Below are 13,785 nucleotides of genomic sequence, written 5' to 3'. Positions count from 1 at the left end.
AAAGTAAGTAGAAAATTGAAAAAAGCTTCTCTTACTTTTCTATTTTAAAGTAATCAACAGATTCTTTTAAATCTTTTACACTCTCTAACATTTTTTCAGACATTGCAGAAAGTTCTTCGCTACTTGAAGCTGTAGTCTGAACTAGCTGACTAACCTGTTCTATCGCATTTTTAAATTGCTCTATTTGAATACTTTGCTTAGAACTTTCATTGGAAATATTTTTCACAAGTCTAGCCGTTTGTTCCATCCCAGGAACTATTTGTTCAAAATTTTCTCCAGCACGACTTGCAACAGTCAAACTTCTATTTGCAATATCAATAATCTCTCTTGCTGATTCTTTGCTTTGATCCGCAAGCTTTCTAACCTCAGCAGCTACCACTTCAAACCCCTTGCCTTTTTCTCCCACTCTTGCAGCCTCAATTGAAGCATTTAAAGCAAGCAAATTAGTTTGTCTTGTTATTTCATCAATAATTCCAATTTTTTCAGTAATTACAGTCATTGCCTCAATAGCTTTGACAACAGATTTATGCCCCTCTTTAGTCCTTTCATTAGTATTAACAGCAATTTTTTCAGTAGTAGATGCATTTTCAGTATTCTCAGAAACACCTTGTGATATTTGCTCAATATTTGCTGTCATTTGCTCTAAAGTAGAAGCCTGCTCAACAGCACCAGAACTTAAATTCTGACTTGCATTTGCTATTTGAATAGCATTTTCATAAAGATAATCTAAGTTTTCAATGACCTCTTTCGCAACTGAAGAAAAATTGGTTCTCAATTGTTCAAGGCCTTCGTACAAGCTATACAACTCTACAGTATTCCATTTGTCAAAATTAACATCAGCAGTAAAATTACCAGAAGCAAGTCGCTCAGAATATTCTAATATCTTATTTAAAGAAGAGCTCAACTTTTTCACAAGATAAAGAGTTGCAACAGCAAGAATAAGTAATGTAAATACAAAACTAATACCCAAGATTAAAGATGTAGCTCGCGACATGTAATAAAAATCATCCTCTGAGGTTCTCATTAAAAGAATAAATTTACTATTAGACAAGTTTAATGATACCTTTTGACTAATTCCCACATATTTTTTGCTGCTATTAGGATCATAATAATAAACAGTTGAAGTTTCTTTATTTTTTTGCAACAAATCTTCAGATGTTCTCTTAAGAATATTAGAAAAAGAGGCACTAAGATCGGTCAAAACATCACCTGGAAGTACTGTATGATGAACCAAAAATCTACCTGTAGTATCATAAGCTAATGCACGACCACTAGAGAGTATCCCAAAATTAATTCCTCTAAAAGACCTATATATATAATCCGTTGAATAAAAAAACATAAAATAACCAAAAATATCGTCTGTACCAAAATCTCTTAATGGTATACCTATTAATATGTAAGGAATTTGGCCTTTTTTATTTCTTATCTTAGAAATGTTTTTAACTAAAGACTCCTCAACAGACCCAGGATCTGCCAACATGACAAAGGAATTGTAAACAATACTTTGAGACTCTTTAAGTTTTGTAAAATATTCTCTATCCTTAATAGATTTGCCAAAATCACTATTATCCTTAACAGCCGTAGTAAAAACTATTTCACCTTCCTTATTTGTAACCATCATATTACTACCGGTTTGAACAAGAATTTCGGATTGATCTGAAATAAAACCCAACCTTTTGGATCTAATTTTACTAGCCTCATTGAATTTTTCAGCAGAATTGAAATACATAGAACTAACCTTAACTTTCTCTTCCATTGAAGAAATATAAATATTAAAAGAACTTTTAATATTTCCAATAAGATTCATCATAAGGTCAAACTGCTGATCTACCAATTTGCTATTAATCACCATACCAAACACAAAAAACAAAATTGATATAAAGAATGCTATCAGAATAAGAACAAGTAGTAACATCCTAGCTTTCAGCTTCATACTAACCACCTCTTTTTCAAAAAATAAATTCTAAAACTCTGAAAAATCATCATCAAAATTTAAATCCTTATCAGCAATATCAATAGCTTTTTTAGGATCAACTCTCTTATTAATAGTTCTTATAGAAGACTCGTCCTCAATACTTAAAGAATAATTATTATGCCTACTGCCATTTAAAGTAGAAATTTCATTACTTTTAAAATTTTGATTTTCATCTTTAAAAGAATTTTCTGGACAATTTATTGCTCTGAAATCATAATCACCTTCTCCTAGATTTTCAATCTTAGAATCTTTAATTTTGAAAAATAATACAGATTTTCTAAGTTCCTTAGACTTTTCTAGCATTTTATCAGACATGCTAGAAAGTTGTTCACTACTTGAAGCTGAAGACTGAACAACTTCTCCAACCTGGTCTAAAGCCATTTTAAATTGAGCAATCTGATCGCTCTGATTAGAACTACCTTCTGAAATCTTCTTAACAAGATTAGCTGTTTCTTCTATTTCGGGCAACATTTCTTTAAATATCACTCCCGCTTCAGTTGCTACCTTAGAGTTATCTTCAACTAACTCTCCAATCTCAAGAGCCGAAATTTTACTAAGATCAGCCAACTTTCTAATCTCACTAGCCACAACAGCAAATCCCTTTCCTTCATCACCTGCTCTTGCAGCTTCAATAGCAGCATTTAAAGCAAGCAAATTAGTCTTTCTAGCTATTTCTTCAATAACACTAACTTTCTCTACAATATCATGCATAGCAATAACAGATTCTTCGACAGCCTTACCACCTATCTGAGAATTTTCATTTGTCTTTAAAGCTATTTGCTCTGTTTCATAAGAATTATTTGCACTCATATTGACACCTGACGCTATTTGCTCAACATTGGCTGACATTTCTTCAAGAGCAGATGCTTGCTGTAACGCACTAGAGCTCAAGTTTTGACTTGAACTGGCAACTTCTAAACTTGCCTTATTTACATAACTAATATTTCTCAAAACGCTCGCAATTGCTCCAGAAATGGCTTTTTTCATTTTCACAACCTGAAGACTTAACATACCAAGCTCATCAAAAAATTCATCATCATCAAGAGCATAATCTTTATCTAAATTTCCATTAACCATATCTTGAACTAAAACTCTAATTTTATTTAAACGGAAACTAATAATTTTATCTATTCTCATCAAAAGAACAACGCTTAACACAATAATACCTAAGACAGAATACAAGACATACTGAATCTTTAGGCTAGATATTACTCCATAAATATCTTTATAAGGAAGCCTAGCAATAAGTACTCCGCTTTTCTCTCCCAATTTACTACTTATGGGTAACAGTGCATAATAACACTCTTCTCCCATTTCGGAGAATAATATTCTATCAATAGTGTAAACCGATACTTCGGTAGGAATACTTGATAAAAGAGGTGGCTTAGAAAATACATCTTTAAGAACATTTAAAAATTTAGAACTAACCCTACTAGTTTCATTGTATTCTTCAAAAGGATTAACCGCTATATTATTAGGGTCCACATAAATAAAATTGCCTCTTTTATAAAAACCGAATCTAAATCTATCAAAACTATCTGCTAAAATATCATTAAGCAAATATCCAGCCAAATATCCACAAACAAGTTTATCTTCTGGAGAGTATACAGGCACAATTATTGCAAAAGCCTTTTTTTCGCTTTGTCTAGACCTAATAGCAACCTCTGCGGATATTCCTTCAGAAAGATTTGAATACCAGCCTATAAATTTTAATTGGTTTTGCTTATAATCCTCAATCGCTTTTTTAAAATAATTAGCATTAGCCTCAGAATGCCCAAAATCCATATTATTTTCATGCCTTGTGCTAACAATTATTCTTCCTTCAAAATCAAAAAACGCAAATTCTTCAAAAAAGGTATCATTTTTAAGATTGGCCATAAAATTGTATACGTATTGTCGATATTTTTTATCCACCTTTACAGTATCAATAACAAATTTTGAATTTTTTCTTAAATCTACTAATTCAGACTCAGAAAAATCTTTTCCTCTATTCTCAGAAATTGCAAATTCTGATACGGTTTCAAGTGCCAAATTAGAAGCCGCGCCGTTGATTATAACATACAGAGTATCCAAAAAAGATTGTGTAGAAAAAGCTGCTCTTCTTAATTGCGCCCTTGTAAGTTGCTTATAATAATCTTCTAAATAACCACATAAAATAAAATTAAAAATCATAGAAAAAAGTAATAGTATAAAAATTAAAAACAACAATAAAAATCCAACAAAACTATACTTAAGCTTCAACAACATAATAAACTACCTCACAAATCATCTACTTTATTTAATCAAACAAACTCAAGACCGAAAGGGTATCAAAAAAAATTTTACAGCAAAAAATTAAAAACTCTTAAAAAATTAAAAGAATTTTCAAAACATGGAAAACAAATTATAAACTATTATTAACTGTCAATGCTTTTTATAGGGTATTCCTAAAAATTTAGGCGCATAATTTCTTTTTGAAAAAAAAATAAGACTTAAAATAATAATTAAATATGGAGTAATAACTAACATTTTAGGAGGCATTATTAAAGATAAAAAAGGCGATTGGGCCAAAACAATTGACAAAGTTTTCACAAATGAAAACAAAAAACTACCTATTAAAATTCCCAAAGGAGTCCATTTTCCAAAAATCAACATTACAATAGCAATAAAACCTTGTCCACCCGTAACCCCTTGTACATAGCTTGATGCGATCACTGTTGTAAGAACAGCACCTGAAATCCCTGCTAAAAACCCACTTGAAAGAACACAAAAAAATCTAATTTTATTTACACTAACTCCAACAGACTCTAATACCTCTGGATTTTCACCGCTAGCATTAATTCTAAGTCCAATTTTAGTATATTTGAAAATAATATGAAATAAAACCACACCTAGCATTGCAATATATACAGAATATCTTTTACCAAAAATTTGAAATACGAAAGACGTTTTGCTTAAAATTCCATCAAAAAGTATCGGCAACTTTATTTCTATAGGTGGAGTTGAAATAGAAGAAAAAATCAAAGTGCTTACAAAAACAGCAATAGCGGGCCCTAAAAAATTAAGTGCCATTCCGGTTATAATTTGATCTGATTTTAAAAAAATTGTAAAAACAGCGTGTAAAATGGCAAGAGTAAACCCTGCTAATCCACCAACAAAAATTGAAAATAATGGGTCATTTGTAAAATATGCAACTGTAGCTCCTGAAAAGGCCCCTATTGTCATTATTCCTTCAAGTCCAATATTAATAATTCCACTCTTCTCACTTATAAGACCCCCAAGGCCAGCTAAAATTAAAGTTTGAGAATTTATTAGAGTTTCACTAATCAAGAATATTATTATATTTGACACCCTTAACACCTTTTAAAAAGATTTTATTTAAAAAATAACTAGCAGAAATTACAAGAACAATTATTCCCATCATAAAAGATACAATTGAAGATGGAAGACCCATTAGACTTTGAACTCTACTGCTTCCATAAAGCAATACAGAAAAAAGAATACTAGAAAATATTATGCCAATCGGAGAATTGTTTCCTATCAAAGAAACAGCTATTCCATTAAAACCAATTCCTTCCATATAAGAAAGCTTATATATTGCTTTATTAACACCCATAATTTGAACAGCGCCAGCAAGACCTGCAACAGCTGCTGAGAGAAACATTGAAAAGATTAGCACGGCTTTTACATTAATGCCCATACGTCTTGAAGCTTCAATATTACCTCCTATGGCATTTATTTTAAATCCAATAATAGTTTTATTAAGCAAAAACCATATTAAAATAGCAAAAATTATACCCAAAATTATTCCAAAATGAAGAGGTGCTTTTAAAAGCTCATTAATAAAAGGATGAGAAGATCTATAAGCAAGACCTTCTGGTGAAAGTTTCCAAGAACCTAAAAAATCAATAAATGCACTTTCTTTAATGGACTTTGAAAAATCACTATTATCTCTTTTAATAAAACTAAAATCTAAAATTATATTATTCAAATGAAATAATACCCAATTAAGCATTATTCCTGAAATCACTTCGCTAATATTGAATTGAGCTTTTAAATATCCAATTAAAATTCCTAAACTACCCGATGCTAAAAAAGTAACAACAAAAATAGCAATTACATGTAAAATTGGGGGCAAATCAAGTGAAATCGATGCTATTAAGGCAACAATAGATCCTAATATAAACTGAGATTCAACTCCAATATTGAAAAGACCTGTTTTTAAAGAAATGCCAATAGAAAGGCCTGTAAAAATCAAAGGAGCTGCATAACTTAAAATATAACCTAAATGTTTGGGAGACGAAAAGATAATCTCCAGAATTATAAAATACATTCTAAAAGGAGAATAACCAAACATCATTACCACTAAACCAACAACCAAAAATCCAACAAATAAAGCAAAAACACTAACAAATGCTGAAGAATTTAAAAACTTCAATATAAATTTACTGCATACGTTTTTAATAATTATCATTTAGCTTAAACCTATCATCATTTTACCAATAACATCAATATCAAAATTGTCCTCTAAAATACCCACTATTCTTCCATCGTGCATTACAGCTATTCTATCACAAACATTAACAAGCTCATCAAGTTCAAGAGAAACCAACAAAACAGATCTACCCGCATCTCTTTGCTCTATTATTCTTTTATAAATATTTTCAACAGCTCCAACATCAAGACCTCTTGTAGGCTGAATAGCCAAAAGAATATCCGGTTCTAAACTAATCTCACGAGCAATAATAACTTTTTGCTGATTGCCTCCAGATAAATATTTCACCTTACTTAAAATATTTCTTGGTCTAATATCAAAATAATTTACAAGTTGGTTGCTCATTTTCTTTAAAATGTTAAAATTAAACCCCACGAATTGTTTTTTAACCTTATGAAATTGCCTTTTAATGAAATTGAGAAAATTAAATTTTAAATCAAAATTACTCTTTGAATGAATTTTTTTTAATCCCAAATAATCAAGATTATCAAAGCTCTTAAGCCCAACATTTTGCATAACATTAAATTCTAAAATAAGACCGTGCTTTTGCCTGTCCGAAGGAATATTGCCAATTTTTTTATCTATTATTTGCTTAATCGTTAAACCTTTTAAAGATTCCAAATTACCCGAAGAATTTCTTTTAAAAATATCGCCCTTAAAGATGCTTTTTAAACCCAAAATTGCATCAACTAAATCCTCTTGACCACTTCCCTCAATGCCTGATATCCCAAGAATTTCACCATTTCTCAGATTAAGATTAACGTCTTTAACTTTTAAAATTCCTCTCTCATCTTTAACACTTAAATTTCTTATTTCAAGAACATTAAAATGATTTTCAAATTGAATTTTAGATGAGCGTAGTGTAATCTCTTTGCCTATCATTAATTTTATAAGATCTTTATCATTAATCTCATCAAGATCAACAGTTTTTACAGCTTTTCCAAGGCGCATAATTGTACATCGCTTTGCAATAAACCTAATTTCTTTTATTTTATGAGTAATAAGTATTACAGTATGACCCTCTTTAGCGAGTACTTTTAAAATATTCATAAAATCATCAACCTCACTTGGAGCAAGCACCGCAGTAGGTTCGTCAAAAATAATAATATCTGCATTTCTATAAAGAACTTTCAATATTTCTATTTTTTGTTCCATACCAACACTTAAGTCTTCAATCTTTTTCTCTAAATCTATCTTTAAACCATACTTTTCTGAAAGATAATTTATTTTCCTTCTAGCTTGTTTGTAATCAAGAAAACCAAATTTTGAATTTTCATACCCTAAAATAATATTCTGAACAGCAGTAAATTGGGGGATTAACATAAAATGTTGAAAAACCATTCCAATCCCATTTCGAATAGCCTCGCTTGAATCTTTAAAGTTTAGTTTTTGGCCTTTTAAAATAATTTTGCCACTATTTACTTGATGAATCCCATAAATAGTCTTCATTAAAGTAGTTTTTCCAGCACCATTTTCTCCAAGAATAGCATGAACTTCGCCTGCCTTAAATTTAATAGAAACATTATCATTGGCAATAAAATCACCATACTTTTTTGTAATATTTTCTAATACCAAAATATCTTCTTTCACTAAGATTTAACCCTAATAAACATACAATGCAAATACCTTACCATAATATATTCTAATAAAATATAATAAAACTTAAAGTTTATATTTTCAATAGCATTTTTGCATTTTAATAAACAAAATAAACTATTCATAAAAATTAATTATTAGTAAATAAAAAATGCTTAAAAGATAAAAACCTTAATAAAGAGAGCAAATTAATGCTAAAATAAAATAATGAATAAACTATTATAAAAGAGAGTACTATGAAAATCAAAGCCTGCATTTTTGATATGGATGGAACCCTGGTAAATAGCATCATGGATATTGCATTCTCAATGAATTCTGCTCTTTCAAACTTGGGATTCAATAAAATTGAACTAAACAAATTCAATGCTCTTGTTGGCAGAGGATTTGACAAATTTGTAATAGACACTCTAAAGCTATTATCTCTTGAATATAATAATCCCAATTTACAAGACAAGCTCTACAAAGAATTTGTAAAAGAATACAATAAAAATCTTTCATCTCAAACACAACCATATGAAAACATAAAAAACCTTTTAGAAAATATGAATAAACTTAAAATTCCAATTGGAATTTTAAGCAATAAAAATCATAAAGAATTAATAAATTTGGTAAATAATATTTTTGAAAATATATTATTTTTTGAAATCAGAGGTTATTCAAAAAAATTTCCACCAAAACCGGATCCTGAGAATGCTCTTGATATGATATTAGAATTAAATGTCCAAAAAGAAGAAATTGCATACATTGGAGACAGCGATGTGGACATGCTAACTGCACTAAACGCTGGATTTATACCAATAGGAGTTTCTTGGGGATTTAGAAGTGTTCAAGAATTAAAACAAAATGGAGCAAAACATATAATCCACAAGCCGCTTGAACTATTGGACCTAATCAAATGAATGCAAAACCATATTTTTCTTACCTATATCATTATCTATTCAATCATGAAAGCATAAAAAGTTTATCTGCTATAGAAAAAGAAATTGAAATGCTCAATTATTTAAAAGAAAACAAAAAAACTATTGCTACATTTATTAAAAATAATTTTGAATCAGAACTTAAAGATCTAATTCAATACATCAAAGATAAAACAGATATAATGATTACACCATTTGTTTTATCTGGTATTGAAGCTATTGATTTTAACATTGTAAAGCCTCTTTTTAGTAAAGAATTAACAAAAAACGACTTAAATTTGATATTTAATTTTGTTAAAATTAACTCGTCTTTAAGAAAAGAATTTTTTTATAATTTTAATACTATAAGCAATGGATACATTACCTTTTACATAAACAAACTATTTGAGGGAAAAAACTCTTATACAATATATTTAATACAAAAGGAAAATAAAACCCTTTATTCATCCGAGATCATAAAAAATTATTTAAAGATATTACTTCTCTTGAAAGTACTGGTAATTAAATACTGCTTTGAAAAAGGAATAGAATTGACTATTAAAAATATTGAATCTACTTCAAAAGCAATAAGCAATGATACCGATTTTCTAGACGAAAAAACAGCCAAGCTCATAATTGAAAGCTTTTTTAAATATGAGATTCTACAAACAATGTCTCCAATTTCAACATTAATTGCCATTTTTTCAGCAAGAGCAAGAATTCCAAAATACAAAAACAATCCGGTCAAAGGTTTTATGGGGTATGATGAAAGTTGGTTTTCAATAAAACAATCAAGTTCTAGAGAATATGATTCAAGAATAATCAAAGAATTATTAGAAATAGCTAAGGTAAATAAATGGTAAAAAAATTTTCGATTTTCTTAAAAGCAATAATAATTTTTTCAATATTTGAACTCTTAATCGAAGAGCTCTCAATAATTCTTTTTTTACCATACAAAATACGATTTGCACTAATATTTCTTGGTTTTCTATTTGATACAATTTTTATTTTCATTTTTTTATATAAAATAACCAAAGCTTACTTTTCCCAAAGATTAGAAATCTACGTCAGAAACAATCTATTCTTTGATATAATTCACTGCCTTATTCCTTTAGCATTTTATAGTTCATATCAGCTTAAAAACATAATTGTCGCCCACGAAACCATATTAAATCCAATAATGCTATCGCTTTTTAAACTAAGATTTTTAAGGCTTCTTAGGTTTAACGACCTCATAATAGAAATTTATTACAATTCAAAAGAAAAGAATTTAATACTAATAGCATTTGCTAGAACATTTTCAATGAGTTTATTAATACCATTTACATTTTTTATAGTAATATCAAGCTCAAAAATTGTAAATTCAATACCAGAAAAACAAGAATTTAATATTATTAAAAACATATCAATAATAAATGAAAAAGCTTACATTAAAGAAAAATATCCCTTCATCTTATTAATAAAGGAAAAAGAAAACATAATATACTCAAAATCAGACGAAATATTTGTTTACTACAGTCCTAGTGAATACAAAGTAATAGAAATAGATAAGACAAAATTTTATATAGATAAATATTTGCAAAGAAAAAGCGATTCTATTCTTGGAATTTTTCTATTTGCATTGTTTGCCTCATTTACTATTTTTTTAATGAATTTTTATAAATTTTTTAAAGCAAGTTTTTTAAATCCTATCATTTTAATGACAAAAATTTTACAAGACCCATTAGAATATCGAAAAATTCAAATTCCTTTTACTTTAAGCGAAGAAAAAGTATATGAACTTGCAAAATTATTTAACAATCTTTTACTAAAAGAAAAACTAAATTCAAAACGAAAAAGCAAAATACCTTTAGAAATTGAAAACGTAAAAAAAATAATTAATAAAAACCAGGAATTAAAATGAAAATTCAAATAATTGCAGTGCTACTGACATTATTAAATTTGTCACTTAATGCTAGGCTTTTGAACATATCAATTGAAAAAAGAGCAACCGAAGAAATAAAAAAATACTCATCTTTCAATTTAATTTTAGAAAAAGAATACTATACTGATTTTCCAACAAGCGAAATAGAAAAAAATATTTATAAACTAACTGAGCATTTTGTAAAAAGTATAATGCTTAATAAAATTGACTACAGTTTATTAAATTCAAACTACAAAGAAGTAAATAAATATTTAATTCAAAGCGAGCTTATTGATAACAAATTTTTAAAATATAAAGTATTTAAAATTAAAAATATAAATGGAACCTTTAAAAGTTATTCACTAATATACACAAAAAAAGGATTTTACAAATTAGAACTTTACATAGAAAATAATACAGAACCTCTAAAAATACTCAACCTTAACATAACTTATTTTTTAAAGACTTCAGACAAAATAAGTAATGAAATGATTTTTTCTCCAAAAAAATGAAAATAATAAAATTAAAGCTTAAGCTTTTTTATAAATTTTTTTATAAATAATTTATTTAACAAATACAGACATTACTCTTTGAAGAACTTTTGCCCTGTCTAATGGTTTCACAATAAATGTTTTTGCTCCTTTCATTAAGCAATCTTTAACTAATTGTTCTTTGCCTAAAGCAGATATCATTATCACTCTAGCATTTTTATCAAATTCCATAATATTAGAAAGACAAGTTATTCCATCCATTTTGGGCATGGTAATATCAAGAGTGACAATGTCAACATTAGGATAATGATTCTTGTATTTTATCAAAGCTTCCTCTCCATCAGCTGCGGTATCAATAATATTAAAACCTTCTGATGTAAAAATTTGAGTAAGCTGCTTTACGGTAAAAACAGAATCGTCAACAATTAAAACATTAAAAGGAATTCCTGTATCATAATTGATTCCTCTAGGCTTAGATGAAGAATCTGCAGCAATTGTAGTCTTTTGAATCATATTAACCTCTCTCTAATAAAAAGAATTTTTTTCATATCAAACCCTCTCTCTTATTGCAATATTAACTTCTATAATTTTACCATCAGGCAAAGAAAAAGGAACAATTAAAGCCTCAGAACCTTTATTGCTTATTTTCATATTTTCTCCATAAATAAAGGCTGGTGGGGTTATATCGAATACAAAACCTTTAGCATGCAAAGTAGTAACAAAATTTCCCGCAATAATATTGCCAACCTCAGTGAGAGTTGCAGCAACCATCTCTTTTGTTTCCTCATCATCAAAATCATTGTACTCTTCAAAATTTAACTTAGAAGCAACAAAAAGGGCTGTTTCTATGTCCATATCAATAATTATACTACCCTCAACAGACCCAGCAAGCCCTACTATTACGGAAACACCTTTTATCTTTTGATTTATCGACTTAAGACCTGGTTTACCCATTTCTATATTCTCAACAAGCAACATATCTCTTAAAACCGAAGAAGCGGCATCCAAAAATGGCTCTATATAATCTATTCTCATTAATTTCTCCTTTAGACTTTCCTGTACAAGTTAAAATATTCTGCGGATTTCTCTTTTATAAAAACATCATTGTTTTTAAGTTCCTCGTTATCTCCCAAAACCAAAAGAGCCCCTTTAATAGTTTTGGAAGCAATGATATCTAAGATTAAAATCTGATCTTTACTATCCAAGAAACATAAAACATCTTTTAAAAAAACCATCCCCAAATTATCAGGCAAATCTGAAAAAAGAGCATCGGAATATTCAAACAAAACATTATTGAGAATTTCTGACTTAAATTTATAAACCCCAGGACTTTGTTCAAAAGAGTTCCTACGATAAATTTCACTAATACCAATTTCTGACTCTGAAAAAATCAACCTAGAAGTTTCAACTACTTTTGATAAATCATTATCAATAGCTGTTAACTTAAATGGTTTTACATAATATTCAGACAGAGCATTAACTAAAGCCATAGTCTCTCTTCCATTACCACAACCAATTTCCAATACATTGAAAATAGAATTCAAATTATCCATAAAATTTAAGCGATTCTTAACAATTTCATTTTGAAATTCTTCCAAACAATCAGCTCCCCACAAATTTCCTGATGATTTTGAATAAAATTCATTTAAAAAACTATCGTAAGGCAAGTAATCAGTATCAACCATATTAAAGTTTACTCCAACTTTTTCTAAAAACACATCATTTACTAAAGAAGCATTAAATGAGTATTTCAAAAGATTTTTTTTAATATTCTCCAAATTAAAAGTTGCAATATTATTTAAAGCTGAATTTTTACTGTTATTACTATTTTTTAAAAAAACACTATTGGAAAAATCATCTTTGGAATTTTCTAGTATATCTAAATCATCACAATCGCTTACAAAATCGATTTTTTCAACAAAATTTTGAGCGGGTTTTAACACTTTTTCTTCTTCACCATAATTAAAGATTTTGGAAACATCAAGGAGTATATAAAGCTTTTCGTTATAATCTACAACACCTTTTATATAATTTATTAAAGAATCCTGAGACAAAACTGGGTGTGGATCTTGAATAAGGCTAGAATCTATTGAAAAAACATTATTAATTTTATCAACAATCACCCCTATAAGAAGATCTTCATTTTTTAAAACCATAATATCTTCAAGATCTTTTTTATTAAATTCCAAATTAAACATTATTCTAAGATCTATAATAGGAATTATTTCGCCCCGTAAATTATCAAGACCAGCTACATATTTTTTGGCATTTGGAACATAAGTAAAATTACTAGATTTTCTAATTTCTTTAACCTGCATAATGTCTACTAAATAATGATCTGACCCAAGCTCAAAGGAAACAACCTTAAAATCAAAATTAGTCAACTTAGAATTACAATTTTTATCATCTAAAATTTTAGGTCCAAAATAAATTTCTTTTATCTGCACAAG

At 28.4% G+C, this 13,785-nt stretch carries 12 protein-coding genes; 4 read left to right on the top strand and 8 right to left on the bottom strand.

The window, feature by feature from the left end:
- Positions 1–31 precede the first annotated feature (31 nt).
- The 5 genes from BVAVS116_RS03425 to BVAVS116_RS03405 all read right to left on the bottom strand — a co-directional run bounded on the left by BVAVS116_RS03425 (position 32) and on the right by BVAVS116_RS03405 (position 8,039).
- Complete coding sequence (locus BVAVS116_RS03425) at positions 32–1,933, bottom strand: methyl-accepting chemotaxis protein (RefSeq protein ID WP_006068245.1); 1,902 nt, start codon at positions 1,931–1,933, stop codon at positions 32–34.
- Between the two features lie 30 nt (positions 1,934–1,963).
- Entirely contained in the window at positions 1,964–4,222 is a 2,259-nt protein-coding gene (locus BVAVS116_RS03420; RefSeq protein WP_006068723.1) for a methyl-accepting chemotaxis protein, read from the bottom strand.
- A gap of 156 nt (positions 4,223–4,378) precedes the next feature.
- A complete protein-coding gene (locus BVAVS116_RS03415) occupies positions 4,379–5,305 on the bottom strand; it encodes an ABC transporter permease (protein ID WP_006068854.1) in 927 nt (308 codons plus the stop codon).
- The gene (locus BVAVS116_RS03410; RefSeq protein WP_095456323.1) at positions 5,277–6,428 is read right to left on the bottom strand and encodes an ABC transporter permease; all 1,152 of its coding nucleotides are present in this window, start codon (positions 6,426–6,428) and stop codon (positions 5,277–5,279) included. The genes BVAVS116_RS03415 and BVAVS116_RS03410 overlap by 29 nt, the downstream gene beginning before the upstream one ends.
- Positions 6,429–8,039, bottom strand: a complete 1,611-nt coding sequence (locus BVAVS116_RS03405) for an ABC transporter ATP-binding protein (protein WP_006068711.1) — start codon at positions 8,037–8,039, stop codon at positions 6,429–6,431.
- A 242-nt stretch (positions 8,040–8,281) separates the two neighbouring features.
- On the opposite strand from BVAVS116_RS03405, the gene BVAVS116_RS03400 reads away from it, so the two are divergent.
- The 4 genes from BVAVS116_RS03400 to BVAVS116_RS03385 are packed head-to-tail and all read left to right on the top strand — an operon-like array spanning position 8,282 to position 11,356.
- On the top strand, positions 8,282–8,944 hold the full coding sequence (locus BVAVS116_RS03400; RefSeq protein WP_006068350.1) for an HAD family hydrolase: 663 nt from the start codon (positions 8,282–8,284) through the stop codon (positions 8,942–8,944).
- Positions 8,941–9,804, top strand: coding sequence for a hypothetical protein (locus BVAVS116_RS03395; protein ID WP_006068298.1), 864 nt, complete (start codon positions 8,941–8,943; stop codon positions 9,802–9,804). The genes BVAVS116_RS03400 and BVAVS116_RS03395 overlap by 4 nt, the downstream gene beginning before the upstream one ends.
- Entirely contained in the window at positions 9,798–10,844 is a 1,047-nt protein-coding gene (locus tag BVAVS116_RS03390; protein WP_040351346.1) for a hypothetical protein, read from the top strand. Before BVAVS116_RS03395 ends, BVAVS116_RS03390 begins: the two co-directional genes overlap by 7 nt.
- Complete coding sequence (locus BVAVS116_RS03385; RefSeq protein ID WP_006068757.1) at positions 10,841–11,356, top strand: hypothetical protein; 516 nt, start codon at positions 10,841–10,843, stop codon at positions 11,354–11,356. Before BVAVS116_RS03390 ends, BVAVS116_RS03385 begins: the two co-directional genes overlap by 4 nt.
- Positions 11,357–11,407: 51 nt before the next feature.
- On the opposite strand, the gene BVAVS116_RS03380 is transcribed toward BVAVS116_RS03385, so the two are convergent.
- The 3 genes from BVAVS116_RS03380 to BVAVS116_RS03370 are packed head-to-tail and all read right to left on the bottom strand — an operon-like array spanning position 11,408 to position 13,782.
- On the bottom strand, positions 11,408–11,848 hold the full coding sequence (locus BVAVS116_RS03380) for a response regulator (protein ID WP_006068622.1): 441 nt from the start codon (positions 11,846–11,848) through the stop codon (positions 11,408–11,410).
- Positions 11,849–11,884: 36 nt separating this feature from the next.
- Positions 11,885–12,370 (bottom strand): chemotaxis protein CheX, encoded by a 486-nt coding sequence (locus BVAVS116_RS03375; protein ID WP_006068952.1) that lies wholly within the window; start codon positions 12,368–12,370, stop codon positions 11,885–11,887.
- Between the two features lie 11 nt (positions 12,371–12,381).
- Positions 12,382–13,782: a CheR family methyltransferase gene (locus BVAVS116_RS03370; protein ID WP_006068890.1), complete on the bottom strand. Its 1,401-nt coding sequence runs from the start codon at positions 13,780–13,782 to the stop codon at positions 12,382–12,384.
- Positions 13,783–13,785 lie beyond the last annotated feature (3 nt).

The sequence above is a fragment of the Borreliella valaisiana VS116 genome (assembly GCF_000170955.2).
In the GTDB taxonomy this organism is placed as follows: Bacteria; Spirochaetota; Spirochaetia; order Borreliales; family Borreliaceae; genus Borreliella; species Borreliella valaisiana.
This window is presented reverse-complemented; position numbering and strand designations above follow the sequence as displayed.

Excerpts from the sequence above, each read along its gene's own strand:
- BVAVS116_RS03425 (WP_006068245.1), bottom strand. The coding sequence starts at position 1,933 with ATGAAGCTGAAAGCTAGGATGTTACTACTTGTTCTTATTCTGATAGCA.
- BVAVS116_RS03420 (WP_006068723.1), bottom strand. The coding sequence starts at position 4,222 with ATGTTGTTGAAGCTTAAGTATAGTTTTGTTGGATTTTTATTGTTGTTT.
- BVAVS116_RS03410 (WP_095456323.1), bottom strand. The coding sequence starts at position 6,428 with ATGATAATTATTAAAAACGTATGCAGTAAATTTATATTGAAGTTTTTA.
- BVAVS116_RS03400 (WP_006068350.1), top strand. The coding sequence starts at position 8,282 with ATGAAAATCAAAGCCTGCATTTTTGATATGGATGGAACCCTGGTAAAT.
- BVAVS116_RS03395 (WP_006068298.1), top strand. The coding sequence starts at position 8,941 with ATGAATGCAAAACCATATTTTTCTTACCTATATCATTATCTATTCAAT.
- BVAVS116_RS03390 (WP_040351346.1), top strand. The coding sequence starts at position 9,798 with ATGGTAAAAAAATTTTCGATTTTCTTAAAAGCAATAATAATTTTTTCA.
- BVAVS116_RS03385 (WP_006068757.1), top strand. The coding sequence starts at position 10,841 with ATGAAAATTCAAATAATTGCAGTGCTACTGACATTATTAAATTTGTCA.
- BVAVS116_RS03380 (WP_006068622.1), bottom strand. The coding sequence starts at position 11,848 with ATGATTCAAAAGACTACAATTGCTGCAGATTCTTCATCTAAGCCTAGA.
- BVAVS116_RS03375 (WP_006068952.1), bottom strand. The coding sequence starts at position 12,370 with ATGAGAATAGATTATATAGAGCCATTTTTGGATGCCGCTTCTTCGGTT.